Origin of the sequence: Prosthecobacter dejongeii (genome assembly GCF_014203045.1) — a bacterium.
Taxonomy (GTDB): domain Bacteria; phylum Verrucomicrobiota; class Verrucomicrobiia; order Verrucomicrobiales; family Verrucomicrobiaceae; genus Prosthecobacter; species Prosthecobacter dejongeii.
This window is the reverse complement of record NZ_JACHIF010000002.1, coordinates 43,389-67,191: the sequence shown is the minus strand read 5'-3', so window position 1 is coordinate 67,191 and position 23,803 is coordinate 43,389. Positions and strand designations below refer to the sequence as shown.

Annotated in this window: 18 protein-coding genes; 12 read left to right on the top strand and 6 right to left on the bottom strand. The window is 57.8% G+C overall.

Translation table 11 applies throughout. The features are described 5' to 3' along the window. Positions 1 to 242: 242 nt before the first annotated feature. On the bottom strand, positions 243 to 1,076 hold the full coding sequence (locus HNQ64_RS05495) for an SDR family NAD(P)-dependent oxidoreductase (RefSeq protein WP_184206268.1): 834 nt from the start codon (positions 1,074 to 1,076) through the stop codon (positions 243 to 245). Between the two features lie 12 nt (positions 1,077 to 1,088). Continuing rightward, the gene (locus HNQ64_RS05490) at positions 1,089 to 2,618 is read right to left on the bottom strand and encodes a cryptochrome/photolyase family protein (protein WP_184206266.1); all 1,530 of its coding nucleotides are present in this window, start codon (positions 2,616 to 2,618) and stop codon (positions 1,089 to 1,091) included. 95 nt (positions 2,619 to 2,713) lie between these two features. Here HNQ64_RS05490 and HNQ64_RS05485 point away from each other — a divergent pair, with 95 nt between their 5' ends. Together HNQ64_RS05485 and HNQ64_RS05480 are read left to right on the top strand one after the other, a co-directional pair. After that, on the top strand, positions 2,714 to 3,445 hold the full coding sequence (locus tag HNQ64_RS05485; protein WP_184206264.1) for a CorA family divalent cation transporter: 732 nt from the start codon (positions 2,714 to 2,716) through the stop codon (positions 3,443 to 3,445). Positions 3,446 to 3,512: 67 nt separating this feature from the next. After that, positions 3,513 to 4,814 (top strand): nucleotide sugar dehydrogenase, encoded by a 1,302-nt coding sequence (locus HNQ64_RS05480; protein WP_184206262.1) that lies wholly within the window; start codon positions 3,513 to 3,515, stop codon positions 4,812 to 4,814. 12 nt (positions 4,815 to 4,826) lie between these two features. On the opposite strand, the gene HNQ64_RS05475 is transcribed toward HNQ64_RS05480, so the two are convergent. Beyond that, positions 4,827 to 7,004 carry a transglycosylase domain-containing protein gene (locus tag HNQ64_RS05475; RefSeq protein ID WP_184206260.1) on the bottom strand — a complete coding sequence of 726 codons (2,178 nt, stop codon included), beginning with the start codon at positions 7,002 to 7,004 and terminating at the stop codon, positions 4,827 to 4,829. A gap of 188 nt (positions 7,005 to 7,192) precedes the next feature. Between HNQ64_RS05475 and HNQ64_RS05470 the strand changes: the two genes are divergently transcribed. Together HNQ64_RS05470 and HNQ64_RS05465 are read left to right on the top strand one after the other, a co-directional pair. Continuing rightward, positions 7,193 to 8,134 carry a S1C family serine protease gene (locus tag HNQ64_RS05470; protein WP_184206258.1) on the top strand — a complete coding sequence of 314 codons (942 nt, stop codon included), beginning with the start codon at positions 7,193 to 7,195 and terminating at the stop codon, positions 8,132 to 8,134. Between the two features lie 35 nt (positions 8,135 to 8,169). Continuing rightward, positions 8,170 to 9,222: a PDZ domain-containing protein gene (locus tag HNQ64_RS05465; RefSeq protein WP_184206256.1), complete on the top strand. Its 1,053-nt coding sequence runs from the start codon at positions 8,170 to 8,172 to the stop codon at positions 9,220 to 9,222. On the opposite strand, the gene HNQ64_RS05460 is transcribed toward HNQ64_RS05465, so the two are convergent. Further along, entirely contained in the window at positions 9,185 to 10,369 is a 1,185-nt protein-coding gene (locus HNQ64_RS05460; RefSeq protein WP_221305351.1) for an MGDG synthase family glycosyltransferase, read from the bottom strand. The genes HNQ64_RS05465 and HNQ64_RS05460 overlap by 38 nt on opposite strands. 1 nt (position 10,370) lies before the next feature. On the opposite strand from HNQ64_RS05460, the gene HNQ64_RS05455 reads away from it, so the two are divergent. From HNQ64_RS05455 to HNQ64_RS05440, 4 genes are read left to right on the top strand one after another with little or no spacing between them, the layout of a single operon-like run. Beyond that, positions 10,371 to 11,174: a peptidoglycan recognition protein family protein gene (locus HNQ64_RS05455; RefSeq protein ID WP_246430957.1), complete on the top strand. Its 804-nt coding sequence runs from the start codon at positions 10,371 to 10,373 to the stop codon at positions 11,172 to 11,174. 15 nt (positions 11,175 to 11,189) lie between these two features. Beyond that, positions 11,190 to 12,089, top strand: a complete 900-nt coding sequence (locus tag HNQ64_RS05450; protein ID WP_184206252.1) for a hypothetical protein — start codon at positions 11,190 to 11,192, stop codon at positions 12,087 to 12,089. A 21-nt stretch (positions 12,090 to 12,110) separates the two neighbouring features. Beyond that, positions 12,111 to 12,680 (top strand): C40 family peptidase, encoded by a 570-nt coding sequence (locus HNQ64_RS05445; protein ID WP_184206250.1) that lies wholly within the window; start codon positions 12,111 to 12,113, stop codon positions 12,678 to 12,680. Positions 12,681 to 12,694: 14 nt separating this feature from the next. Continuing rightward, complete coding sequence (locus tag HNQ64_RS05440) at positions 12,695 to 13,813, top strand: BPL-N domain-containing protein (RefSeq protein ID WP_184206248.1); 1,119 nt, start codon at positions 12,695 to 12,697, stop codon at positions 13,811 to 13,813. Here the strand turns inward: HNQ64_RS05440 and HNQ64_RS05435 are convergent, their stop codons facing one another. After that, the gene (locus tag HNQ64_RS05435) at positions 13,814 to 14,842 is read right to left on the bottom strand and encodes a Gfo/Idh/MocA family protein (RefSeq protein ID WP_184206246.1); all 1,029 of its coding nucleotides are present in this window, start codon (positions 14,840 to 14,842) and stop codon (positions 13,814 to 13,816) included. An 86-nt stretch (positions 14,843 to 14,928) separates the two neighbouring features. Here HNQ64_RS05435 and HNQ64_RS05430 point away from each other — a divergent pair, with 86 nt between their 5' ends. Together HNQ64_RS05430 and HNQ64_RS05425 are read left to right on the top strand one after the other, a co-directional pair. Next, complete coding sequence (locus tag HNQ64_RS05430) at positions 14,929 to 15,384, top strand: MOSC domain-containing protein (RefSeq protein WP_184206244.1); 456 nt, start codon at positions 14,929 to 14,931, stop codon at positions 15,382 to 15,384. Positions 15,385 to 15,479: 95 nt separating this feature from the next. Next, on the top strand, positions 15,480 to 17,684 hold the full coding sequence (locus HNQ64_RS05425) for a redoxin domain-containing protein (RefSeq protein ID WP_184206242.1): 2,205 nt from the start codon (positions 15,480 to 15,482) through the stop codon (positions 17,682 to 17,684). 6 nt (positions 17,685 to 17,690) lie between these two features. Here the strand turns inward: HNQ64_RS05425 and HNQ64_RS05420 are convergent, their stop codons facing one another. Beyond that, positions 17,691 to 19,550, bottom strand: a complete 1,860-nt coding sequence (locus HNQ64_RS05420) for an N-acetylmuramic acid 6-phosphate etherase (RefSeq protein ID WP_184206240.1) — start codon at positions 19,548 to 19,550, stop codon at positions 17,691 to 17,693. Positions 19,551 to 19,701: 151 nt separating this feature from the next. On the opposite strand from HNQ64_RS05420, the gene HNQ64_RS05415 reads away from it, so the two are divergent. Both HNQ64_RS05415 and HNQ64_RS05410 read left to right on the top strand, forming a co-directional pair. Continuing rightward, entirely contained in the window at positions 19,702 to 22,350 is a 2,649-nt protein-coding gene (locus HNQ64_RS05415; RefSeq protein WP_184206238.1) for a hypothetical protein, read from the top strand. Positions 22,351 to 22,370: 20 nt separating this feature from the next. After that, on the top strand, positions 22,371 to 23,798 hold the full coding sequence (locus tag HNQ64_RS05410; protein WP_184206236.1) for a hypothetical protein: 1,428 nt from the start codon (positions 22,371 to 22,373) through the stop codon (positions 23,796 to 23,798). Positions 23,799 to 23,803 lie beyond the last annotated feature (5 nt).

Here is a 23,803-nt window from a genome sequence, read left to right as displayed (position 1 = left end):
CCGGGTTACCTCCAGAGCGAGCGTCCGTGGCTTCTCAAAGGAGAAAACGGACCTGGAGACCGACGGCGATGTGACTAGGCAGCTCGCAAGGGGCGTGGATTATGGGCTGGCGTCACCGCTTTGCAAGGGGCTTTTTGGGCGCAAATCAAGCTTTCCACGAGATCTCAAATTCAAAAAAGGGCTAAAAATGAAGAAAACCCGACGAAACCAAGCGAGTCGATAACCTTCCCCTCCGGAGCTCTTCAGCCATCCGTCTCCCCTGCGGCCTGTTCCCAGGCTTCCAATTCACGCAGGCGGGAGGCTGCGACATCGCGGACTTTCTTCACGGCATACTTGCCCAACGCGAGACGCAGAGGGGCCTGCCCGTCTTGGACCATTTTCACGATGAGGGCGGCGGCGCGTTCGGGGTCGCCGGGCTGCTTGCCATCTACTTTCTCTAAATAGGCAGCGAACTTGCCACTGCTGCCCGCATAGGTTTCCGTGGCGGTGGCCTGGACCATGCCTTTGCCGATGAAGCGGGTGCGGAATGGGCCGGGCTGCACCAAGGTGACCTTGGTGCCATGGGCCGCCACCTCCAGACGCAGACTTTCGCTCAGTGATTCGAGGGCCGCTTTGGCCGCGCCGTAGATGCCAAAACCGGCATAGTTCGAAATGGCCGCCGCCGCGCTGATGTTGATAATGTGTCCCTGCTTTTGCTGACGCAGGATGGGCAGGGCAGCCCGGATGACATTCAAAGCGCCGAAGAAATTCGTTTCAAAGTTTAACCGGATCTGCTCCTCGGTGCATTCCTCCACCGCGCCCAGCAGGCCGTAGCCCGCATTGTTCACCACCACATCCAGCCGCCCCCACACCGCCTGCGCGGCGGTCACCTGTTGGCTGACTTGCGCGGCATCCGTAACATCCAGCGGCAGGATGTGGCAGCGGCCTGCGCCGATGTGTTCCAGCATTTCCAGATCCGCGACCTGACGAGCCGTGGCGATGACGTGATCTCCCGCCAGCAATGCCGCCTCGGCCATGGCATGACCGAAACCTGAAGAGCAACCTGTGATGAACCAGACGCGGGGAGAGGTGGACATAAGTGGTGGGGATTACGCCAGACTCGTCCGGATGGACTGCGCCTGTTCCACAATGGCTTCTTTCTCTGCATCGGTGAGGCGGGCTAAATTGCGCACCTGCATGGACATGCGCTGATTCATCTTCAGCCGTGGCTCATGACGGAGGAGAAACTCCCAGTAGAGCGTGGTGAAGGGGCAGGCTTTGGGCCCGGTGGACAGGGCCGGATCATAACGGCAGCCCGCGCAGTAATTGGACATGCGCTGGATGTATTTGCCGGAGGCGATGTACGGCTTGCTGGCCATGATGCCGCCATCGCCATGCTGGGACATGCCCAGGGTATTCGGCAGCTCCACCCACTCCACCGCATCCACATACACGGCCAGGTACCATTCGTGGACCTCTTGTGGCCGCACACCTAACAACAAGGAGAACAAACCCGTGACCATCAGCCGCTGGATGTGATGGGCATACCCATAGCGGAGGGTCTGGCCGATGGCATCGCGCAAGCAGTTCATGTCCGTCTCGCCCGTCCAGTAAAACTTCGGCAGAGGCTGCTGGGCCCGGAGCTCATTCATCTCTCCATATCCCGGCATAAAGCGCCAGTAGATGGCCCGCACATATTCCCGCCAGCCGAGGATCTGGCGGATGAATCCCTCCACCGCCGCCAGGGGCGCGCGGCCTGTGTGATAGGCCTTTTCCGCCGCTGCGATGACCTGCCGGGGATCCAGCAGTTTTAGATTCATGACCGCACTGAGACGGCTGTGAAAGAGCCACGGCTCCTGAGTCCACATGGCATCCTGGTAATCGCCAAACTCCGCCAGCCGATGCGCAATAAAATCCTCCAGGGCGATCTGCGCCTCCGCCGCCGTGACAGGCCAGTCAAAGTCGCCGAGGGTGCCGGGATGTTCTGGGAACATCGACTCCACCGTCTGGATCACGTCCTGGGTGATGGCATCTGGCAGGAACTGACGCGGGGCAGCATGCAAAGGTGGGCCTGCTTTGGCAAAGCTCTTGCGGTTCTCACTGTCGAAATTCCACCCACCCCCGACAGGTTTCCCGCCCTCCATGAGGATGCCATGACGAGTGCGCATTTCCCGATAGAAGAACTCCATGCGCAGGCCTTTGCGCCCCTTGGCATGCATTTCAAAATCCGCATGAGTGGCCATGAAATGGCGGTCTTCACGCTCGTCCAGCTCTACCTTCAATCGTTTGGACGCCTGGCGGAAATCTTCGCGTACCTGCCATTCGCCCGGCTCCACCAGGATGAGCTTTTTCGGCTTTAGCCGTTTCACTGCCGCCTCCAGCTCCACGATGAAGTCACCCTGATTCTGCGGATCCTCCAGGCGGCGATATTCCACAGGCAGCCCCGCCTTTTTCAGTTCCTCAGCAAAGTGCCGCATTGCCGCCAGGAAGGTGACAATGCGCGCCTTATGCACCCACACCTTGGTGGATTCCCGCGCCACTTCCGTCATCCACACGCGATCCTGCTGCGGATCGAAACCATCCAGGGCGGAAGATTTGAGATCGAGCTGATCTCCGAGGATGATGACAAGATGACGCATGGCCTTCTCTACGTCTGCCAACCTAAAGCGGAGCGAATCTCGGCAGGAAATTGTATTCCCCTACCCCAGGCCTCTCGGCTAGGATCGCTGCGTTTATGAAACCTGAAGCCAGCATTCTCCCGAAGCTGTGGACCATCCCCGACTCCATCCGCAACCGCCTGGGCCGCGAGCCGGGCCCGCAACGCGCCATGCTGGAGGAGGGGCACTTGCTCATCATCCTGCACCAGCTTCCGCAGCCCGATGAGCACCAGCGCAAACCGGCGCTGTTTTGGCGCAGCCCGGTGGGCGAGTGGAAGACCAACCTCCAAGGCACTGGATTGGCCGCCTTGAACGATCACATGCGGACTTTTGACAACAAGCTGACCGAGCTAGAGGATGCCGAAAATCTGGCTAGCACCGCCACCGAATACCATACGGTGCTGGAGAAACTGGCCCCCGTGCTGCGTTCTTCACGCGGTCTGCATCGCACTATGCAGCAGGCGCGTGAGTTGGTGAAGGGCGAGCGAGAGCTGATCAACTTCCGAGATCAGGCGGCGGCCATCGAGCGGAACTCCGAGCTCCTGCTTCAAGATGCCCAGTTTGGCCTGAACTTCACCGTCGCCCGCCAGGCCGAGGCCCAGGCGGCCACCGCCCGACAGATGGCCGCCACCGCGCATCGCCTCAACCTACTCGCCGCCCTCTTCCTCCCACTCACGGCCCTGGCCAGCGTCTTTGGCATGGAAATCCATAGCAAGCTACCCGACACGCAGACCAATTTTTGGCTCATCTGTGTGTGCGGCATCTTGCTGGGATTGGTGGTCATGAGCTTCTTGGGGAAGAAGAATTGACGGATACCCGTCAATCCTTCCACCTCTGCCCTTGTCGGTGACTGAAGATCTGTGCTAAGTGCACGATATGAACGTCAGCATTTTTGGTCTGGGATACGTGGGCGCGGTCACCGCAGGGTGTCTGGCGGAGCAAGGGCATGGAATCATCGGAGCAGATGTGCAACAGGCCAAGGTGGATGCCTTTAACACGGGCGTCTCTCCCATCATCGAGCCAGAACTGGATGGTCTGCTGCAAACGGCTAAGCGTGAGGGCCGCCTGTCTGCCACCACCAGCGCGGTGGAGGCCGTGGCAAACTCCGACGCCAGCATCATCTGCGTAGGCACACCCTCTTTAGAGTCCGGCAGGCTGAACCTGGACTTTGTGCGGAAGGTGAGTGAGCAGATCGCCCAGGCACTGCGCGAGAGCGGCAAAAAACACGTGATCCTTTTCCGCAGCACCATGCTGCCAGGTAGTACACGCACGATGGTGCGCGACTTTTTTGAAGACCTACGCACCTCTGGTCAGGTGCGTATTTACTACTGCCCGGAATTCCTGCGGGAAGGCACGGCGGTGAAGGACTTTCGCGAGCCCTCCCTGGCCGTGGTGGGCACCCATGATGGCCTAGAGCCGGAGAGCGAAGAGGCTCGCCAACTGCTTGGCGGTACACCTTCCGTACTCGCTTGGGAAGGGGCAGAGATGATCAAGTACTCCTGCAACTACTTTCACGCGCTGAAGGTGGGCTTTGCCAATGAGATCGGCCGCCTGTGCAAGTTCCTGGGCGAAGATGGCGCACGGGTGATGGATGTGGTGTGCGCGGACACTCGCCTGAATATCTCGAAGTATTACATGAAGCCAGGCAATCCGTTTGGCGGCTCCTGCCTGCCGAAGGATGTGAGTGCGCTGTTGTCATTCGCCCGGCAAGAGGGCATCTCGCTGCCGCTGCTGGACAACACGCTGGATACCAACCACGCGCACCTGGATCTGCTAATCAAGCTCATCACGAGCAAGGGAACCCGCAAGGTGGGTCTGCTGGGCCTCGCCTTCAAGGCCGACACGGATGACCTGCGCGGCAGCCCGATGGTAGCTGTGGCAGAAACGTTGTTAGGCCGTGGTTACGAACTGCGGATCTATGACCCCAGCCTGAACCTATCCCGACTGATCGGGGCGAACGAGGCTGAGATCCAGCGCCGCATGCCGCACTTGGCATCGCTGCTGCGCCAGGATGCCCGGGAAGTGGTGGAAGGCAGCGATCTCATCATCGCCTCCCAAAAATGTGTGAAGCCGGAGGATCTGGCCGCATGGGTGACGGCGGAGAAGAGCGTGATCGATGTCAATGGCTGGCGCGAGCTCAAGGCCCTGCCGTGGAGCTATGAAGGCCTGTGCTGGTAATCCAGCACTGGTCTAACGGAACCAACCGCGAATGCGATTGAACAGCCCTGGGCTGCGGTCCCGGGGACGATCTTCATACTGAGGCGAAGCGATGACGCCCTGATGTGCGCCACAGTTCCCCTGCGGGATGAGATCATAAGGCAGCTTTTCGTCATAGGCCGTGCCACTAGCATGGCAGGCGGGAGTGGCAAGCTGGCTGCTGAGGTGGCAGAGCTGCACCGCGGCCAGCGGTGGCTCCACACGTGGGCCAGCGGGGATGTAGCCGAGCTCGACGGCTTTTTTTACCACATCAGCCCAGATGGGGATGGCGAGGCGGCTGCCATACCCCTGATCCACGATGGTTTGGGGTTTATCCAAACCCACCCAGACCGCACAAGTGACGCGATCCGTGTAGCCCGCGAACCACGCATCTTTGTAATCGTTAGTGGTCCCTGTTTTTCCGCCGGCGGGATCTTTAAATTTATGCTCGCTGCGCACACTGGCAGCGGTGCCACGGTCCATTACCTGCCCCAGAATACGGCGCATGAGATGGGCCACACCTGGACTTACCACATCAGCCTCTAACAGGCTGGTGCTGTAAAGAATATTGCCCGCTTTGTCGGTCACTTTATCAATCAGGAAAGGACGCCGGCGGATGCCGTCATTCGGGAAGATGCTAAAAGCACTGGTGAGATCGCGTGGCGTACCGCCTAAGTTGCCAATGAAAATCTGAGGGGTGCGCTCAGCACTGTTGCCGATCCCAGCATCGCCTAACAAATGCAGCACTCGGTCAAGCCCGGCATAGTTCCCCACACGGATGGTCATGGTGTTACGGCTCTGCACGAGCCCCGTCATCAGCGTCTGCTGACCGGTGAATTTGCCATCGCTATTTTGCGGGGACCAGCCTGCGCCTGCGCCCTCGATCTCTCCTGGTTGGATAGGCGCATCGTCAATGAAGGTGCCCGGGAGGAAACCACTGGCGATGGCTGTGGCATACACAAAAGGTTTCACCGTAGAGCCGATCTGGCGCTGCCCTTGAGTCGCGCGATTGTATTTGCTCTGCCGATAATCCCGCCCGCCAACCAAGGCCAAGATGCCCCCAGTCGCATTGTCCAAAATAGTCACCGCCCCTTGAAGATAGGGCGTGGAGGCCACCTCCTGTGTGCCATCCCAGGTCGCATCAAAGGCCGCTTTAGTGGGGTGTTTATAACCTGGTAATTTCTCCACCACCGCGAGACGTTTCTCGACGGACTGCTCTGCCAAGGTCTGGAGTTCCTGGCTCAAGGTCGTGTAAACGATGAGCCCACCGTCTTCGATCTCGTGATCTTCGAGAACACGATCCAGATCTCGGCGGACGGCATCGAGTGCGTAACCGCCCTGGCTTTGAAATGCGGGCTGAGCATGCAAGGCGATGTCTGCATAACGGGCGGCCAGTTCTTCCTCAGTGGTGATGACTTTGGTAGCGAGCATGCGCTTCAGCACGTCATCCCGCTCCTTCAGAGCACCGTCGAAATTACGAAAGGGTGAAAAGCGTACCGGGCTGCGGATGATGCCCGCGATGAGGGCGGCCTCGCTCATGTTGAGCTGGCTGGCGTGCTTGCCAAAGTACACTTGGCTTGCACGCTGGATGCCGTAGAGGTTCGTGCCGAAAAAGATGCGGTTCACGTAATGTTCCAGGATCTGGTCTTTCGTCCAGTAACCTTCAATCCGCCGCGCCAGCATCATCTCCAACATCTTGCGGTGAAAGCTGCGGTCATTGAGATCCGGGTAGCTGTTGCGCGCGAGCTGCATGGTGATGGTGCTGGCCCCCTGCACCACCCGGCGGTCCTTGATATTCCTGACCGCAGCGCGGGCCACCCCCACGTAATCAATGCCACCATGGTCATAAAAACGTGAGTCTTCCCGCGCCAGCAGTGCTTTGACGAAAAACGGCGAAACCTGACTGAGGGGAACCACGATGCGGTTTTCGCCATGCATGCGGCCTAACATTTCCCCCTGGGCATCCAGCACCACCGTCCGTTCGGGCATTTCGCCGAGTTTGCTCAAGTCATACTGCTTGGCCAGATGGGAATAAACACCGAGGGTTACCGCGATGGTTATGGTCACTAGCAAGCTGCCCGCCATGAGACAGAGCAAGAGAAACCGCGCCCAACGCCGCCAGCGAGACGAGTGAACTGGGGGGCGATGGGGAGCGGGAGGCTGGCTTTTCATGAAGGTGGCTTGGACGCAACCGAGGGCTGAAGTATTCCGAGAATTCGGGCCAAGAAACAGCCATCGAAAGAGTTTCCGAGAGCTTTAAAAGACTTTGGCTTGAATCTCGCTTCGGAATTAAAGAGAATTTTGGTCGTCTTGCACGTTAGAATTGAGTCGTTATGAGAAATGCTCTCTTTCCCAGGCTCATGTGGATGCTCCTCCACCTGCCGGCCCTTGTTTTCGCGGCGGGTGAACCTGACCCACAGCAACCTTTCCTGGATCTCCAAGATAAAGTGCAGTCTCTCCTACCGAAGGTGCGCCCTTCCGTAGTGGCCATTTTCACGGGTGATGGAACGGCTAGCGGGGTGATCATGAGCGAAGATGGCCTCATCCTCACCGCTGCCCATGTGGCTGAACGCCCGGGGCGTGAGCTACGAGTCACCCTCGAAGACGGCACGGTGGTTAAGGCGACGACCCTGGGCCTGGACAAGACGACGGATGCCGCGCTGATGCAACTCAACGACAACGATAAAAAGTGGCCTCATGTCAAAGTTTCACGGCAAGTGATCAAGGCGCAACCCGGGGAGTGGTGCTTTGCCCTTGGTCATCCAGGGGGGTATGATGAGAAACGGGGTGTCGTGCTGCGCGTGGGGCGCATCGTGAAACAAACGGCAAATTCGCTGCAAACCGACTGCGTGCTCATGGGGGGAGACTCAGGCGGGCCTCTCTTTGATCTCAACGGTGATGTTATCGGCATCCACAGCCTCATCTGGGAAGGGCGAAATGAAAACATGCACGTCTCCATGGCCCCCTTCCTTCGGTCCTGGGATGAAATGAAAGGCAGCCTGGTTATCCACACCTGGGGCATAGGCAGTGGTGGCTATCTGGGTATCGCCACGGAGATGAATGCGAAAGGAGCCCTGGAGATTGTGGATGTGATTGCAGGCTCACCCTCAGAAAAAGCGGGTCTGAAAAATGGTGATGTCATCCTTTCACTCAATGGTGAAACCATCACCGATCTACCTCAGTTTACCCACGCCGTCCGGCTGCGCCCAGCGGGCGAAGAAGTGGAACTCAGGCTGCGCAACGTTAGCGATGAACGCGACGTTAAAATCATACTGGGCATGCGCCCAAAAGACGAAGGATGATCACCCGACTCCCATCCCCTCCCACTTTAGGGATCTTGATTTTCGCCATCCTGTGCCCGTTCTCACAGGCTGAATTACGCGCGCCGCTGAGTGATGATGAGATGACCAATGGCCGCCAAACGCTGGCCCCGCTAGCTGCGCTCCAAGATCAGGTCACCCGCAGTACTGCTCTCATTTTAAACAAGAAGGATAAAGTTGTAGCCACTCTCACTTGGGTGGGCAAAGACGGCTATTTCATCACCAAAGCTAGCGAAGTCCCTAGATTAGAAGAATGCAGTGTCAAATGGGGCAATGCGCCCAAAGCCCAAGTGCGGGAGATCCGCCGAGATACACGCCATGACATCGTGCTTGCCCAGGCCATCCACATGCCTGAGGTGCCTGCGGTCAGCTTTATCTCCTCCAAAAACCTTAGCTTTGGCCAATGGATTGCCGCACCCGCTGCAGGCAAGGCCCTCAAAATCGGCGTCATCAGTGCGAAGCGCCGCGAGATCAAAGGCTTTGGCGCAGCCATGGGCATCCGCATGGATGATAAGGGCATGGATAAAGTAGGCGTGCGTATCATCGGAGTGGCCGAAGACAGCCCAGCCGCAGCGGCTGGACTACGCGCAGGAGATGTCATGGTGGAACTCGGCGGCGAAAAAATCCGTGACTTCCGCCGGGTGAACGAGATCATTTTCAAACGCCAACCTGGCGAAGAAGTGGAGATCAAATACCAACGCAATAACAAAGAGGCGAGTCTGCAAGTGCGCCTCGCCAGCCGGACGAAAGTGCTGGCCAACTGGGATGGCGAAGACTTTGCGAACGGGGGCATCTCCATCCGTACGGATAATTTTGCCGAAGTCTTGCAGCACGATCTTCCGCTGAACCCTCTGGACATGGGAGGCCCTCTGGTGGACCTCAAAGGCCGCGCCATCGGCCTCAACATTGCACGCGTGGATCGCATCACCACATTTGCTCTTCCTGGAGAACTCTTTTGGCCGATGATCCAGCAGTGGATCGAGGCTGATCGTCATCCTCCGAAAGCCCAGCCCGCGACCATCCCGCCGCCGACTACGCCTCCTGTTTCGTCGCCGAAAGTGACTCCTTAGTGGCGAGTGGAGACGCCATCTCCAGGGCGATTTGAGCCGTGCGAATTGCTGCATCAGGAACACTGATCGCCAACATATTGGCCTGCATTTGGCGGCCTACTTTTCCTCCATTTGCTAGCACCTTAGCCACAGCTTCGCCGGTTTCCTTGGAGGTGAAAGTTCGATAGGCACAGTTGCGGGATAGCAGCATCTCCGCATTTCCTTCCTCCTGACCGGGTACCACATAATCAATCACCGCCGGGATACGTGCGGCCAGCACCTCATGAAGGATGGCACCACCTGCCTTGCAAATCACCACATCATGGGTGCGTAGCAGTTCGGGGATCCGATTGGTCCAGCCGATGATCTCCACCCGAGCCTGAGGCATGGCATCGGTAAACTTGCGCAAGACGTGATACAGGCGAGAACTGTGCTTGCCCACAGGGATCGTCAGTTTCACGCCTGCTTCCAGCAAAGGTTTCAGTGCAGCCAAAGTGGTGGCCACCCGACGTCCCGTGGTCGAAGGTAGATAGAGAATACGCTGAACACCGGGCTGAGTGGCCCCTGGAGGCAGTGTTTCAGTAAATTGCAGACTGACCGGAAAGCCCGTGATGGTGACTTTGTTTGCGGGGATGCCCAGTTTCTCCACCACCTCATGAGTTTCCGCATCGGCGACACAGTAGAGATCGCTCGGCTGCATGAGCCAGATGCGGTGCACGCTGATCGAATCCGTGATGATGGTGACTAAGCGAGGTAGCGGCACATGCTGCTTACGCAGGGCATCCATCAGCGCTGCATACAAGGGGTAGGTACTGATGATGAGACGCGGCTGGAGGGTCTCGATCTTCTCACGCAAGCCGCGCACCAGGGGGGCTAGCCAAGCACTGTCCTGGGGGTCCACGTCAGACTTTTCTAACATCCGATAGACCAACCGCCAGCCACTGGGAAAGTGGGTGATGGCTTGCTGATACAGATTCTTCAACACGGTCGCGATGCGGGGCTGCACCTCGCTGATGAGATCACATGTTTGCACATCTTCCCCTGGGCAGAGGCGCCGTAGCGCTTCAGCCGTGGAAAAAGCAGCGGTGTTGTGCCCATCGCCAAAGCCTGCAGTCAGGACAAGAATCACAAAGCTATCGCTGGCGGAAATTTGACGGAACTCAAACAAAATGTCAGTCCGCAGACTCCAGACTGGCAAAGTCTGTCTCATCCCGCATACTGCTGCCATGAATAAAGGCAGTGCTCTTTTAGCTCTCCCCCTCGCTTTGGTGGCCCTAGTTGTTTTCGTGGCTTGTGGCTCGCCCGCAGGCCGCTCAAAAATCGCCATGTGGGAAGCCCGCTACAATGACAATTCGTTGGGCCGAGTCACTCCAGAGCAATTGCTCCGCGAAGTCGGCCTGCGGCCCGACCTGATCCCCGCAGGCAAAGTAGGCCGATATAAATATCGGCCCATGACCCCCAAATACATCACCATCCACAGCACCCAAAACTACAGTGGCGATGCCTACAATCATGCCCTAGCCCTGAAACGTGGGGCGCTGCGGGCCACCAAGCGCCCAGGTGGAAATCGTATCGGCTTTCTCACCTGGCACTTCACCACCCAGTCGAATGTTGCCATCCAGCACCTGCCTTGCCGTGAGCAGGGAGAGCACGCTGACTTCGACGGACCGGGGAATAATTACAGCATTGGGATCGAGATGTGTGAACATCGCGGCAACGACATCGCGCTGACCATTGATAAAACCGCCCGCCTCACGGCCTACCTCATGTATGTGTATGGCATTCCGCTGAACCATGTCGTACCCCACTACCACTGGCCACGCATCAGCCCCAGCATTAAAGACCCACACAAAAATTGCCCGCACTTTCTGTTAGATCGTGGGCGCCCAGGCCCCACCTGGCAGTGGTATTTGCGACGGGTAAATTTGCATTACAATCGCCTTGTCCCAGGCCCAGCACGTACTCTTGGCTGATTCCAAATCCAGCCGATGAATAAACCATCTCTGGCCATCTTGTGTTGCCTTTTGGCAGGCCCCTGCCTGGGCCAGAAGGCTCTTCTATTCCAGGCAGATAAGCCGATCATCCTCGCGGACAAACGCATCCATGAAAGCAGTGGCCTCACTCGCAGCGTTCGGCATCCATGCGTCTTCTGGACACTGAATGACTCGGGTGGTGAGCCGTGTGTCTTTGCCATCGATGAAAAAGGCCAAACACGGGCCAAAGTACGCCTCCCCAAAGCCGTAAACTTCGACTGGGAAGACCTCGCCTCAGGCACGGATGAGAAGGGCCGACCATGTTTATTAATCGCCGATATTGGAGACAATTTAAAAGTCCGGGCCAGCCTCCAAATCTATCGCATCCCTGAACCCGATCTGCCGGAGGACACGAGCAAAGAAATCCAAAGTGCTGAACCTGAGATCTGGCATCTGGCTTACCCCGATGGCCGTCAGAATGCGGAATGTCTCATCGTCCATCCACAGACCCAACAGATGTGGATCCTAACCAAGGAAGAAAATGGCGTAAGCACTCTTTATGAGGTCACAGGTAAACGCCGACCTGACACCGCCCTCAAATTGGAGAAAATCACCACGCTCACCTTCCCCGCCAAAGCCCGTGAGGGCAAACGCCCGGGCATGGCCTGCATGACCACAGCCGCGACGATCTCACCCGATGGCAGACGTCTTCTGGTCGCCACTTACAGCTATCTGCATGAGTGGAAACTCACCCCTGGGCAGCCCCTCATTCAGGCCCTCCAATCCCCGGCATCCATCATCGCACCTCCCCTCACCCGCCAGATGGAAGGTGTCTGTTATGGAGATGACAGTTCCACGATTTGGTTCACCAGCGAGCAGCTCCCCTCTCCACTCTATCGGCTGCGCCGAAAGTAATTTTCACCCATTCCTCCTCCCATGAATCCATCACAGGACTTCATCCCCGACATCCTGGAAGACACGCCTGAAGCCGCGACCTTGAAAAATCTGGGTCGGCGCGATTGGCTCAAAATGAGTGGCCTCGGTGCACTCGCCTTCGCGGGGGGTGGCGCCGGCGTTTATTATTACTCGCAGATCCCCCTGCTGCATTTTGATGGAAGGTATGCACGGGCCACGGCCTACCACCCGCCCGTTCTTCATCACCTCGTTCATTACGCTAATCAACTGGTGGACAAACCTTACAAGTGGGGAGGCGGCCACAAGCAACTGTTTGACAATGGATTCGACTGCTCCGGCTCCATCTCCCACATCCTCTATCGTGCCGGACTGCTGGTGCAGCCGCTTAATTCACGAGGCTTTGCAGGTTATGGAAAGTCTGGTCCCGGGCGCTACGTCTCCATCTTTGTGAAACCTGGTAACCATGTCTTCATGTCCGTCTGCGGCCTGCGGTTTGACACCTCGGGCACGCAAACAGGCGAAGGTCCGCGCTGGCGCTCCTCGGCACGTGGCACCACCGGATTTATCAATCGTCACCCGCACGGTTTGTAGATGCCCTCGCTGTTATGAAACTCCTGCTTCTCCTCACGGCCCTTTCCTTTTCCCTTTCGCTAACCGCAGGTGAGAATTTAGCCCCAGGAGTCCAGTATCCAAAACTGGTGGGAAAATGGGCTTCCTTCAATGTCACCAGCGGCATCAATGGGAAATCCGTCATCGAAGTCAGCCCAGGGCATTATTACCTATTGCATCCCATCTCAGGCAAAGCCAGCACTGGCCTCTACCATACGTCCGATCCGGCAGAGTTTGATCCCACCACGACCCGAATTAATATCAACGCCCTGCATCTAGTGGCGGAGTTTTCGTTGACGGAAGCACGATTTATCCCAGGTGCTTCAGGCGCAGAGCCACAATGGCGGCTAGTGGGCAAACGCCCCAAGACCCAGGAGCTCCAGGCCATTGCGATCACTTGGCATGACCTCGCCCCGCTGGCCCCCATCAAGCGCGGTGAGGGCCCTGTGAGAGTGGCTCTGTTTGATGACTACGGCAGCTTTGGCAAAGGAGTGCCGCGTTGCACAGAACTCCTCAGCCAAGCCTCAGGAGTCAAGGTCACGACCGTTAAACCGCAGCTCATTCGGTCAGGTGGGCTCAAAGATTTCGATGTCGTGATCTTCACCGGTGGTAGCGGTGGCAAACAGGCGGGCACACTCGGTCTTGTAGGCCGTGAGCAGGTGCGCCGTTTCATTGAGGCTGGGGGTGGTTACGTGGGCATCTGCGCGGGCAATTATCTAGCCTGCGATGGTTTTTCCTGGGGATTGAAGATCCTGGATGCCAAGACCAAGTCCTCGAAATGGGCGCGCGGTGTCGGTGATGTGAAGATCGAATTCACCTCAAAAGGTCGTGAAATTCTAGGCATGCCGGAAGGGCTGCTGGACATTCGTTATGCCAATGGCCCCGTCTTCAATCCCGCAGGAGATGACACCATCCCAGACTTCGAACCCCTGGCGTATTTCCGCAGTGAGCTAGCGGAAAATGGATCCCCCCCAGGAGCCCAAGTGAACTCCCCCGCGATGGTTGCAGGCACTTATGGGAAAGGCCGCCTGCTTTGCAGCAGCCCACATCCAGAGCAGCAGGCGGGGATGGAGACCTTCGTCCTCAAGGCTGTGCAGTGGGTGGCAGGGCAATAATTATGCGCACTTCACCGCTGACCTTTTTTCCATGGCCTCCCACACGGCCTCCACCACACGCATGTAGCACACTCCTTCGGTAAAGTCCGGCTTTGGCCGCGGAGCTGCGGGGTTCATGACGGCCTGGATGAAGTCACTCTCCACGGTCCATTCGCGCTGCATTTCGTAAGGCACAGGCACCACCTCCAGGCTGCCGCCAGGTTTGCCGATGCAGACTTCATCCGTGACAAAGTCATAACTCAGCGTGCCTTCGCTACCAAAGAGCCAAAGCTTGTCCGTAGGCGCATGCGCCGCGACACCGCTAAACAGCATCGTAGCCTCTAGACCACTGCGGAATTTGGCCATGACGTGCACAAAATCTGGCGTTTCTACCGTGAAACCCTGGCGCTCTGGGATGACCACATTCCCCCGCGCCTCAACCTCCACAATGTGACCTAACCAACGTTGCAATACCTCTGTGTAAATACCCAAGGTGAGAATTTGAATCCCGCTGACATCCACTTTTTGCCTCCAGTGCGCAGGCTGGTTAGCATCCAACCAAGCCCCATTGAAGCTGTGCAAAAGCGCTTGATGAGGTTTCCCGATCGCGCCTTCCACCAGCAGCTTTTTCACCATCTCCCCAGCCTTCATGCCTTGAGGAGCGGGGCAGATGGCCGTCACTAGATCTGGACAGCTCTGCGCGCGCTCCCACATGTGTTCGGCCTCCTGCAAAGTCGCCGCCATGCGCGCCTGAGTGAAGACATGCTTGCCACATTGCAGGCCAAAGTCCGTCGCATCGTGGTGCATCACGGGGTGCGCGCCGATCCACACCACATCCACGTCCTCATTGTCCACCACATCTTCCCAGCGTGCATGGGCCTTAGCCTCAGGCGCGAACTCCTGGCAAAAAGCTTCCGCGCTGGCCAACGATGAATTGGCCACCGCGGTAATGCGCACATTCGGAAGCGCACGCAAGCCCGGTAGATGACGCTGTTTCACAATGCCACCTGCGCCTACGATCCCGATCCGGATGATTCTCTCTGAACTCATAGCCGCACTACTCCCAAGAAAAGACGGAGGATGCAAAGACTCATTCCGTTCTTGGCGGAGCCCCAGGTTTGGGTGAGAGTCTTCCCATGCAGATCCTCCACATCTACATTTCACCTGAGCACAACTACTTCGGCCACCATGGCCAACCTCCAGGGGAGTCACCTGCGCAGGAAGTAGAAACCGTGGAATGCGTGGCGGGGAAAGGTCTGGTGGGGGATCGCTTTTTCGATTTTAAGGAGAAATACAAAGGCCAGGTCACCTTCTTTGCCCACGAAGTGTATGAACGCCTGTGTGAAGAATTCCAGGCCATGGGAGTTTCCCCTTCCGTTTTCCGCCGGAACATCATCACCAAAGGGGTAAATCTCAATGACCTTGTCGGCGAGGAATTCGAGATCCAAGGCGTGCGCTTTAAAGGCACCGAAGAGTGTAAACCCTGCTACTGGATGGACCAAGCCCTGGCCCCCGGAGCCGAAGCTGCGATGAAGGGCAACGGGGGGCTGCGCGCCCAGATTCTCAGAAGCGGCCTGCTTAAAAGAGGCTGAGAGATAGCCATCTCCACTGCAACTTTCCGCTCGAACTGAGGTTTCTGCAACGCTGTCATACAAGACCGACGACTGCGTCACCCAGTCAAAACCGCATGAAACGTTTTATTCTTTTGCTGCCCTTTGTCCTCACCGCTCCCTTGGCAGCCCAGGCCGCTAGCGTGGCCGAGCGCTTTGCCGGATTCGACAAAAACAAAGATGGCCTCATCGCGGGCGAAGAAATGCAGGCCGCGCCTTTCTTGCCCAAACTGGACCTGAATGGCGATGGATCTCTCACTCTAGAAGAAGCCGAGAAGGCAGTGCAACTGGCTGACCGTGCGAAACAACGCAAGGTCGAATCTCCGCCTGTGGGCAAGACGGGCATCGCTGAATTTGATAACCTCGACAAAAATGGTGATGGTCTATTGACCGAAAATGAGATGCCGCAAAAGCGCTGGATGCGTTTTCTGGATCAGGATAACAACGGCACTGTGACCCTGGCGGAGGCGACTGAAGCCATGGCCCGCCTGCGCCGCAAAGGGGCCACGCCTGAATCCCCTCTTCCCGCCATTCCAGCCGACAAAGATCCAGAACTGAAAGAGGCTCCCATCGTCCTGAAAGCTTCTGATCACGGCGTGGGTCATCTTGTTGCTGATCTGGCTCTCAACGACAGCACAGGCCATAGCCATCAACTAAGTGAACGCATCCACGGCCAGCAAGGCCTCATCATCGCCTTCTTTGGGGCCACCTGCCCCATCAGCGGCAAGCTGGGCCCCGAACTCGCCCGTTTGGAAAAAGTCGCTCAGGAACAGAAAGTCGGCATGCTCCTCGTCTGCCCAGTGGCGGTCGAAACACAGAATGACATCCAGACTTTCGTCACGACTCACGGGCTCAAATCTCCCGTGGTGCATGATCAGGATGGCCGTCTCGCCTCCGCCTTGACCGCCACAACCACCACCGAAGTCTTCTTGCTCGATGCCGCTCGTACTCTGATCTATCGCGGTGCCATCAATGACCAATACGGGCTGGGCTACACGAAAGAACGGCCTAACAAAACGTATCTACGTGATGCCCTCGCGGCCATGCTTGCCCACCAGGCACCCGCCATCGCCGCTACCACCGCCCCGGGTTGTGCTCTGGACATCAAGCCAGCCACCGTTGTCGCCCAGACAGCCGTCACCTATCACCACCAAATCTCCCGCATTCTGCAGGCGAACTGCGTGGAGTGTCATCGCAAAGACAGCATTGGCCCCTTCAGCCTGGAGACCTACGAAGACGTTATCGAAAACGCCGCCATGATCCGCAAGCAAGTGGAGCGTGGGGCCATGCCACCGTGGTTTGCCGCCTCGCCTCCTGAGGGCACACACACACCCTGGATCAATGACAGCTCCCTTTCACCTCAGGATAAAAAAGACCTGCTGACTTGGCTAGCCAGTGACCGCCCTCTAGGTCAAGTAACCGATGCCCCCCAGCCTCGCAGCTTCCCAAAGGAGTGGGCCATCGGAACCCCAGACGCCATCATTCAACTGCCCAAACCTATCGCGATCAAAGCAGAGGGCACCATGCCCTACCAGTTTGTCACAGCGACCACCGCCTTTGCAGAAGACCGTTGGGTGCAGGGTTATGAGATCATGCCGACCGACCGGGGCGTCGTGCATCACGTTATTGTCCAAGTTCACCCGAAGGGCAGCAATGTGAGAGACCGAGGCGAGGGCACTGAGGGCTACTGGGCCGCTTATGTGCCGGGCAATGCAGCCCACATCTGGCCCACAGGCTTTGCCAAAAAACTACCCGCAGGTGCCATCGTCAGCTTTCAAATTCACTACACACCTAACGGCAAAAAGACCGAGGATCAGCTCCGTATGGGACTCGTCTTTGCCAAAGAGAAACCTCGTTACATTGTCCATACCGCCGCCGTGGCCCACCCACGTTTAAACATCCCCGCAGGTGCTCCAGACCATCTGGAGGTAAAGGAGCAAACCGTGCCTATGGATATGAATGTGATGGCCTACATGGCCCACATGCACGTGCGCGGGAAAGCCTTCAAATTTGAGGTCACACCTCCCGGCGGCCAAAGTGAAGTGCTGCTGGATATCCCTCGTTACGACTTCAACTGGCAGCTCCGTTACGACTATGCTCAACCGAAATTTCTCCCGCGTGGTAGTCAGGTAAAAATCACCGCAGTCTTTGACAACAGCGAAGGCAACCCCGCCAATCCTGACCCGACTAAAAACATCCGTTGGGGACCGCAGACCCAGGATGAAATGATGATCGGCTATTTTGAATACTACACTTCAAACGAGGATGTGGCCGCGCGGTAAGCCGCTTCACTTCAGCTTTTCATAGGCATCCTTCACCAGCCAGCCACTCTCATTCAGCGCCTCTCGTGCCCTCTCTTTGGTACAGCCTGTAAGTTCTGAAAGGATACGCACCGCACGGTCCCGCAGCTTCACGTTGGACGGATTTAGATCCACCATCAGATTGCTGATCACCTTGCCCACTTTGGTCATGGCAAGCGTGGTGATGATGTTCAACACCAGTTTAGTAGCTGTTCCAGATTTCAATCTCGTAGAGCCCGTGAGGACCTCCGGGCCAACATTGGGGGTGATCATCACCTGCGGCTTCCAGCTTTTATCTTTCAGTCTGCCCACAGCCCCGCGCATCGCTGGATTGAAAGACAGCAGCACCGTGTAAGCTCCGCGCTGATTGGCCTCATGGATCGCACCCCAGACGAAAGGCGTACGACCGCTGGACGCAATGCCGATCAAAACATCGTCCGCCCCCAGCTCTCGGTGCTGGATGGCCATGGCACCAGCCAGCAAATCATCCTCAGCCCCCTCCACCGCGCTCCACAAAGCCTGCCTGCCACCTGCGATGATGCCCTGCACCTGCTCCCGTGGAGCACGAAAGGTCGGAGGAATTTCACTGGCATCCAGCACGCCCAAGCGGCCGCTCGTGCCTGCACCCGCGTAAAAGAGACGTCCCCCCTTTTCAAAGACCTTGGCCACCTGGGCTACCACCTGACTTATGGAGCGCTTTTCTGCCAAAATGGCGGCAGGAATCTGCGCATCTTCACTGAGCATGAGCTCAATGCCTGCACCTAACGACAAGTGATCCAATTTCAGTGACTTTGGATTTCGCTGTTCCGTAGGCGACTGAGCGAGGACGGCCAGATCAGCGAGGCATCCCGGCAATGCGAAGGTACTCTCCTGCGGCACAGTGCGTGAGCCTCCCGCCTGACTCCCTGCATTCATCCGCTCTGCCTCTTGGCGGGCCAGCTCCACGGCCCCGGCCACAGAGGGCACCTTCAGCGGTGTCACCTGGGCCTGCGGCCAGCAGGAGCGGATCTGCCGTGTCACCTGCCGCATGAAACCGGGATTGCTAAGCAACACCCCACCATTGAAAATAAATTCCACAGGCGTTCCCATGGGCACCAGTTGGTTGGCGCAGGCACAGGCATCGGCTGCCAGAGTCACGGCGGAATCGGACAAAATTTTCTTTGCGAGAGCATCCCCTTTACCCGCCACTGCAAAGACGGTGATGGCAAGATTGGCGATCTCTGTCTTCGGCGCATGCACTGACCAGGGAATCAGTTCGTCAGGCTCATTGAACATCAGCGCGTTCAGCATCGCGGCCCCCAGCGCCCCCAGGCGACCGCGATGATCCAGGTCAGCCATCACGGTGCGCAGAGCCCGCAGGCCGATGTCACAGGCGCTGCCTCGGTCGCCAATCACATGCCCGCGCCCGCCCACCTTCGCAGTTCGCCCATCTGGAGTCCGGCCAAAGCAGCAGGAGCCCGTACCGCTGAGCACCAACACACGCGGGATCGGTTTCTTCAAAGCCGGAGCTGCCGCCAGGGCGGTCTCCAGATCATTCGTTGCCACACAGGGAACGTTAGGCCACACCCGCGCCACCGCCCGCCGCAGTCTCTCCTGGTCTGCTGCCGTGCGTGCTCCGGCTAGGCCGACGCCCACCGCCTGCGGCCAGTGGGGTAAGCGCCCGGCAATGTCCTTGAGGTGCCACTGCAATTCACGATCCGTCAGCAACGAAAGCACCGCTGGCCCAGTTTGGAAACGTGCTAATATGCTGCCTTGTCCATCCACCAAGCGAACACTGGTGCGCGTTCCCCCCCCTTCGATACCGAGGAGCAATGGGCCAGAAACTGCTACAGGCTTTTGACGCTTCATGGCAGGACTTTACGAGATTCCCCCCCGGGCTGCCACTGCGGAGATCACGAAGATGTGAGGGGAGTAAGGAGTTTGTAAAGCCCCCCAAGGACCATTGATTCTATAATTTGAGACGCTAACATGGGCATGTTCTCATTTTTGAAACATCCTCATGGCCACCTCACTCCGCCGCATCATTCGAATCGCCCTGCTCATTTCGGCGCTTCAAGCGGCTGTTCTGACGGCCTTGCCTCCAACTCGCCTCATGGTGGATCTCTCTACCACGCCTGATGCGGTCATGCTCAGCGCCTTCAATCTCTGCATCGTAGATAACGCGGCTGTGGTGGATCTGGAGGCCCAGCATTCTTTGGGGAATCAAATGCTGGCTCGCGTGAACGTCCTGGAAATCCGGCAAAGCTCACCCGAGGCCCTCGCAGCCCAATCGGTCGGCATTCCCCTTCTCGAATCCACACGCCCAGGCTACGTCCGGCTGGATGCCACCCATCCGCATTGGATTCCTCTGGTGGTTTATGAAATCATCCAAAACGCCGCCGAAAAAGGCTTCGATGGCTTTGTCCTCACCGGACTGGAAACCATCAGCCAAGATGCCGTACGGGCCGCCTGCCTCAAAGTCATTGCCGAATTGGACAAGGTCTATCCCGACAAACAACTCGTCATCGAGGGGGGGTTCGACCTGATAGCTGAATCACGCCGCGCTCTTGAAGGAGCCCTCTTTATCGGTCCCCAGGGCACAGTGGAGGAAAGAGATCAACGCATTCGCGAAGTGAAGCGGCTGGGAGTACGCCCTCTCGTCGTGGATTACGCGCCGCCGGATGTCTCGCGCGAGGAAATCATCGCCCGCACACAGCACTTGAGTGCCCTCGGGGCCATCCCCTACTTCACCACGCCGGAGCTCAACGGCCTGCACCTGGGGCCGCTTCATGAGGTGATGCGTCGCGTATTAGTCATTCATTCTGGAGCGGCGGAGGAAACCTTTACCGCTAAAGTTTTGCAGGGCTCTCTGGAATGGCTCGGATACCAGGCACACTACATGGCAGCACCAGCAGCCACCGAACTTGCCTGGGAAAGTGAAGTCCTTCAAGCGGCAGCAGTCATCCTGGATGCTAGCCTTAAACCTCTGCCCTCACACCAGCCCGCCCTCCTCGCGATGGTGAGCCAACTGAAAAAAAATCATACGCCCCTTTTGATCACAGGCATTCCATGGGGCAGTGCGGAAGATTTTGCGGCCTGGGCATCACATCTGGGTTTCAAAGGCAGCGGTCAATCCATCCCGCTAGAAATCCCAGCGACTCTGCGCGTTATCCAAAATGACTGGCTGCAAGACTCTGGAGTCATACGTCCACGCCCCCAGGGCTTTCGTGATCTTCAGGCTCCATCCGGAGCACGCATTCTCAGTTCAGTGAAGGCGGGAAAGATCTTTGATCAAGCCTTTCTGACGACCTGGGGAGGACTGTGGCTTGACCCCCAAGCCACCGTCATCGGCCCACAACTAAAGCCTTTCAAAATTCTAAATGCCTGGTTAGGCCAAAAGGCACTCGCGCCCATCATGGATGTGGCCAGTCAGAATGGCCGCCGCCTCATGGTGCCTACCATCAGCAGTGAAGGCTTCACTCAACTCACCAGTCTCAAAGGCCTGCCTATTGCTGGAGAGGCCATGACCTCACGCATCCTATCTCGGTACTCTCTGCCCTTCACCGCAGCAATCTGTGAAGGCGACATTCGCAGCACCAATCCTGGTCTAGACCCACGCGAGGCCCTGCGATACGAAGCCGCTGCCCGTGCGCTTTTCTCGCTGCCTCAAGTTCATGCTGCATCCGCCAGTCGCACCCGCCCTCAAGACTGGACCACCTGCCAGGACATGGAGCGCGAGATCGCAGGTTCTCTAGCTTACCTTCACCGTCAGATTCTTCCTGCGGGTCGCCACATGGAGCTTATGCTGTGGCCCGAAGGTAGCCATCCTAGCCCTGCTTCTGTTGCTTTCAGTCGGCGTATGGGCGTAGAAAATCTTCAGCTCTTTTTTGACCGTCCTCAGCCTGGCCGGACATCCCCACCTGCGCCCATGATGGCTGGTCAAAAGGAAACTCACCAAACGTTAGCGCCCAGCCCTCGGCAAGCTGGTCCGCTCAATGCCAATACATTCATCGCACGAGCCACGACCGTGGGGGACAATCGATGGATGGCCCCCCTCCATGTCGCGCTCAATTTTCAGGATGCCCAAAGTGAAGCCAGCCTATGGGAAGTGGAACGTGTCCTGGATTGGTGCGCCGCCCAACCCTTCCACGCCATGAGTGCAGCCGACCACGCTAAGCTGGTGCGTGATGCAGCGCAAACTCGCCTCTTCCAGCAGGGCCCAGCGCACTGGATCATCGTCAATGCAGGACACGCCCGCACCCTGCGACTACCCGCCAGTGCGGGCCTGCCGGATCTTAGCCGCTGCGTCGGTATCGCTGGTTATACCCTCCGTGGAGAGGATCTCTACGTCCACACTCTGGGACGCCGCAGAACCGAGTTGGTGCTTTCCGCTGGAGGTAGCCCCGTTTACCTCAGGCTAGCCAGCAGCAGTGGTGAGGTTCGTTACCTGGAAGCAGGGCATCAGCGCGCCTTGCTTCAGGTGTCAGATCTGCGCCCTGTAGAACTGGCCTTTGAGGGCATCCAGCCCGGGGCGATCTGCCAGATCTCCACCACCGAGCAGCCACAGTTCATCACGGCTGACGCTCATGGCCGAGTCGAGGTCACGATCCCTGCACAAACGACGCTTCGCCTCCAAGTTCTCCCCCTCCAGCAGGCTGCCATGAGGTAATCGAATCCTGATATTTTCGTATGAAAGCCACCCGCCGCTCTGCTGGACTGCTCCTGCTTCTTTACACCGCTCTAGTGGCGGTCTGGGTGTTGCGGCTCGCACCGCCCTCTAACAAGAACGTCGTTGCCGAAGAATCCACGTCTCAAGAACGTCAGGAAAAGATCGCTGCGTATCTGGCCAAGGCCCCGAAAGACACCGCCATGCCGGCGCTGATGCGGCTGATGCGACTGCCGGAGGATCAACTCCAAGCGCTTTCAGACTGGGTCAATCTACCCGCCATCTCTCAAGTGCGCCAACTCACGGTGCAACAAGCCCCCATCTCAAAGCTAGGCCCTGAATGGGGAGAGGCCTTATTGCAGACCTTGTTAGGCCACGCACGCCCCATGAATCTCATGGAAGCCCATTTAATGATCGCAGCCTCTGGAGATCGCCTTCGTGATGAAGCCCGACTCGAAGCCCTTCAGGCCTTGGCACGCAAAGCCCTCGCACAGGGAGATTCCGCGGATGCCACCACCATTCTAGGACGTGCCTGTGAACTCCCCTCCGCGAACTGGGAAACCCTGCAAACGCTGGCACAAGCCTGCCGCCGAGGAAACCATCCAGCGCCCGCATTAAAAGCACTCCAAATTTGGATTCAACGAAACGTGGATGGCCCGGATTCAGCACTTGAAGAAGCCCGTGACCTGGAACTGAGCCTGATGCTGGATGCAGATCTCACTGCCGAGGCCTTATCCCTGCAACTCAGTCACCTCACTGGGAAAGCCCCCTACCCCGAACGAGCCCTGGACCGGACCTTTCTAGCAGCCAGGCGCGCTCATCAGGGGTCACGCTTCCTTCCCATTTTAGAGCGTCATTTGCAGAGCTTCCCGGAGCACGTAGTGGAGGCGAGCAAACTCGCCTTTCAATCTCAGGTGAATGCCGACTACTTACGCTGGCTTTCGGCACATGCCGCCATTTGTGATGACGAACAGCCAGGCGCTTTCGCTTTTCAATCCTATCTCCGCCTGGCTGCGGCACGGGTTCCTCATGCCCTGCCCCGCTTGTGTGCACTCGCCACGACTTCAGCCTTGAAAGCTCAGGCGGAACAAGCCTTAGCGCTTGCTCTGGAACGGCCAGAAATGCAACTCACCTTTCTTCAACTGGCCCAAACCGATGCCATCGCCAAAAAAGTCCTGGCCACAAAACTGCGTCTTTCGCCTCACAATCGCGAGCTGCATTTCACGGCGACACTGGCTGCTGTCACTCATCAGAACAATGCCTCCACGGCCATTCTTTGGCAGGAGTTTTTGCACCGATTCCCAGGAGACATCTCAGGTCAGCGAAGACTGATTCAGGCCTACATTCAAGAAGGCCAGCCTGCCCTCGCACTGCGAGCTTATGCCGCCATACCTACGAAGGCTCTGACGGAAGAAGACCAACGGCAGCAGGAAATCCTGCGGCAGCTTTAGATTCA

Excerpts from the sequence above, each read along its gene's own strand:
- HNQ64_RS05495 (WP_184206268.1), bottom strand. The coding sequence starts at position 1,076 with ATGTCCACCTCTCCCCGCGTCTGGTTCATCACAGGTTGCTCTTCAGGT.
- HNQ64_RS05490 (WP_184206266.1), bottom strand. The coding sequence starts at position 2,618 with ATGCGTCATCTTGTCATCATCCTCGGAGATCAGCTCGATCTCAAATCT.
- HNQ64_RS05485 (WP_184206264.1), top strand. The coding sequence starts at position 2,714 with ATGAAACCTGAAGCCAGCATTCTCCCGAAGCTGTGGACCATCCCCGAC.
- HNQ64_RS05480 (WP_184206262.1), top strand. The coding sequence starts at position 3,513 with ATGAACGTCAGCATTTTTGGTCTGGGATACGTGGGCGCGGTCACCGCA.
- HNQ64_RS05475 (WP_184206260.1), bottom strand. The coding sequence starts at position 7,004 with ATGAAAAGCCAGCCTCCCGCTCCCCATCGCCCCCCAGTTCACTCGTCT.
- HNQ64_RS05470 (WP_184206258.1), top strand. The coding sequence starts at position 7,193 with ATGTGGATGCTCCTCCACCTGCCGGCCCTTGTTTTCGCGGCGGGTGAA.
- HNQ64_RS05455 (WP_246430957.1), top strand. The coding sequence starts at position 10,371 with ATGTCAGTCCGCAGACTCCAGACTGGCAAAGTCTGTCTCATCCCGCAT.
- HNQ64_RS05450 (WP_184206252.1), top strand. The coding sequence starts at position 11,190 with ATGAATAAACCATCTCTGGCCATCTTGTGTTGCCTTTTGGCAGGCCCC.
- HNQ64_RS05445 (WP_184206250.1), top strand. The coding sequence starts at position 12,111 with ATGAATCCATCACAGGACTTCATCCCCGACATCCTGGAAGACACGCCT.
- HNQ64_RS05440 (WP_184206248.1), top strand. The coding sequence starts at position 12,695 with ATGAAACTCCTGCTTCTCCTCACGGCCCTTTCCTTTTCCCTTTCGCTA.
- HNQ64_RS05435 (WP_184206246.1), bottom strand. The coding sequence starts at position 14,842 with ATGAGTTCAGAGAGAATCATCCGGATCGGGATCGTAGGCGCAGGTGGC.
- HNQ64_RS05430 (WP_184206244.1), top strand. The coding sequence starts at position 14,929 with ATGCAGATCCTCCACATCTACATTTCACCTGAGCACAACTACTTCGGC.
- HNQ64_RS05425 (WP_184206242.1), top strand. The coding sequence starts at position 15,480 with ATGAAACGTTTTATTCTTTTGCTGCCCTTTGTCCTCACCGCTCCCTTG.
- HNQ64_RS05420 (WP_184206240.1), bottom strand. The coding sequence starts at position 19,550 with ATGAAGCGTCAAAAGCCTGTAGCAGTTTCTGGCCCATTGCTCCTCGGT.
- HNQ64_RS05415 (WP_184206238.1), top strand. The coding sequence starts at position 19,702 with ATGGCCACCTCACTCCGCCGCATCATTCGAATCGCCCTGCTCATTTCG.
- HNQ64_RS05410 (WP_184206236.1), top strand. The coding sequence starts at position 22,371 with ATGAAAGCCACCCGCCGCTCTGCTGGACTGCTCCTGCTTCTTTACACC.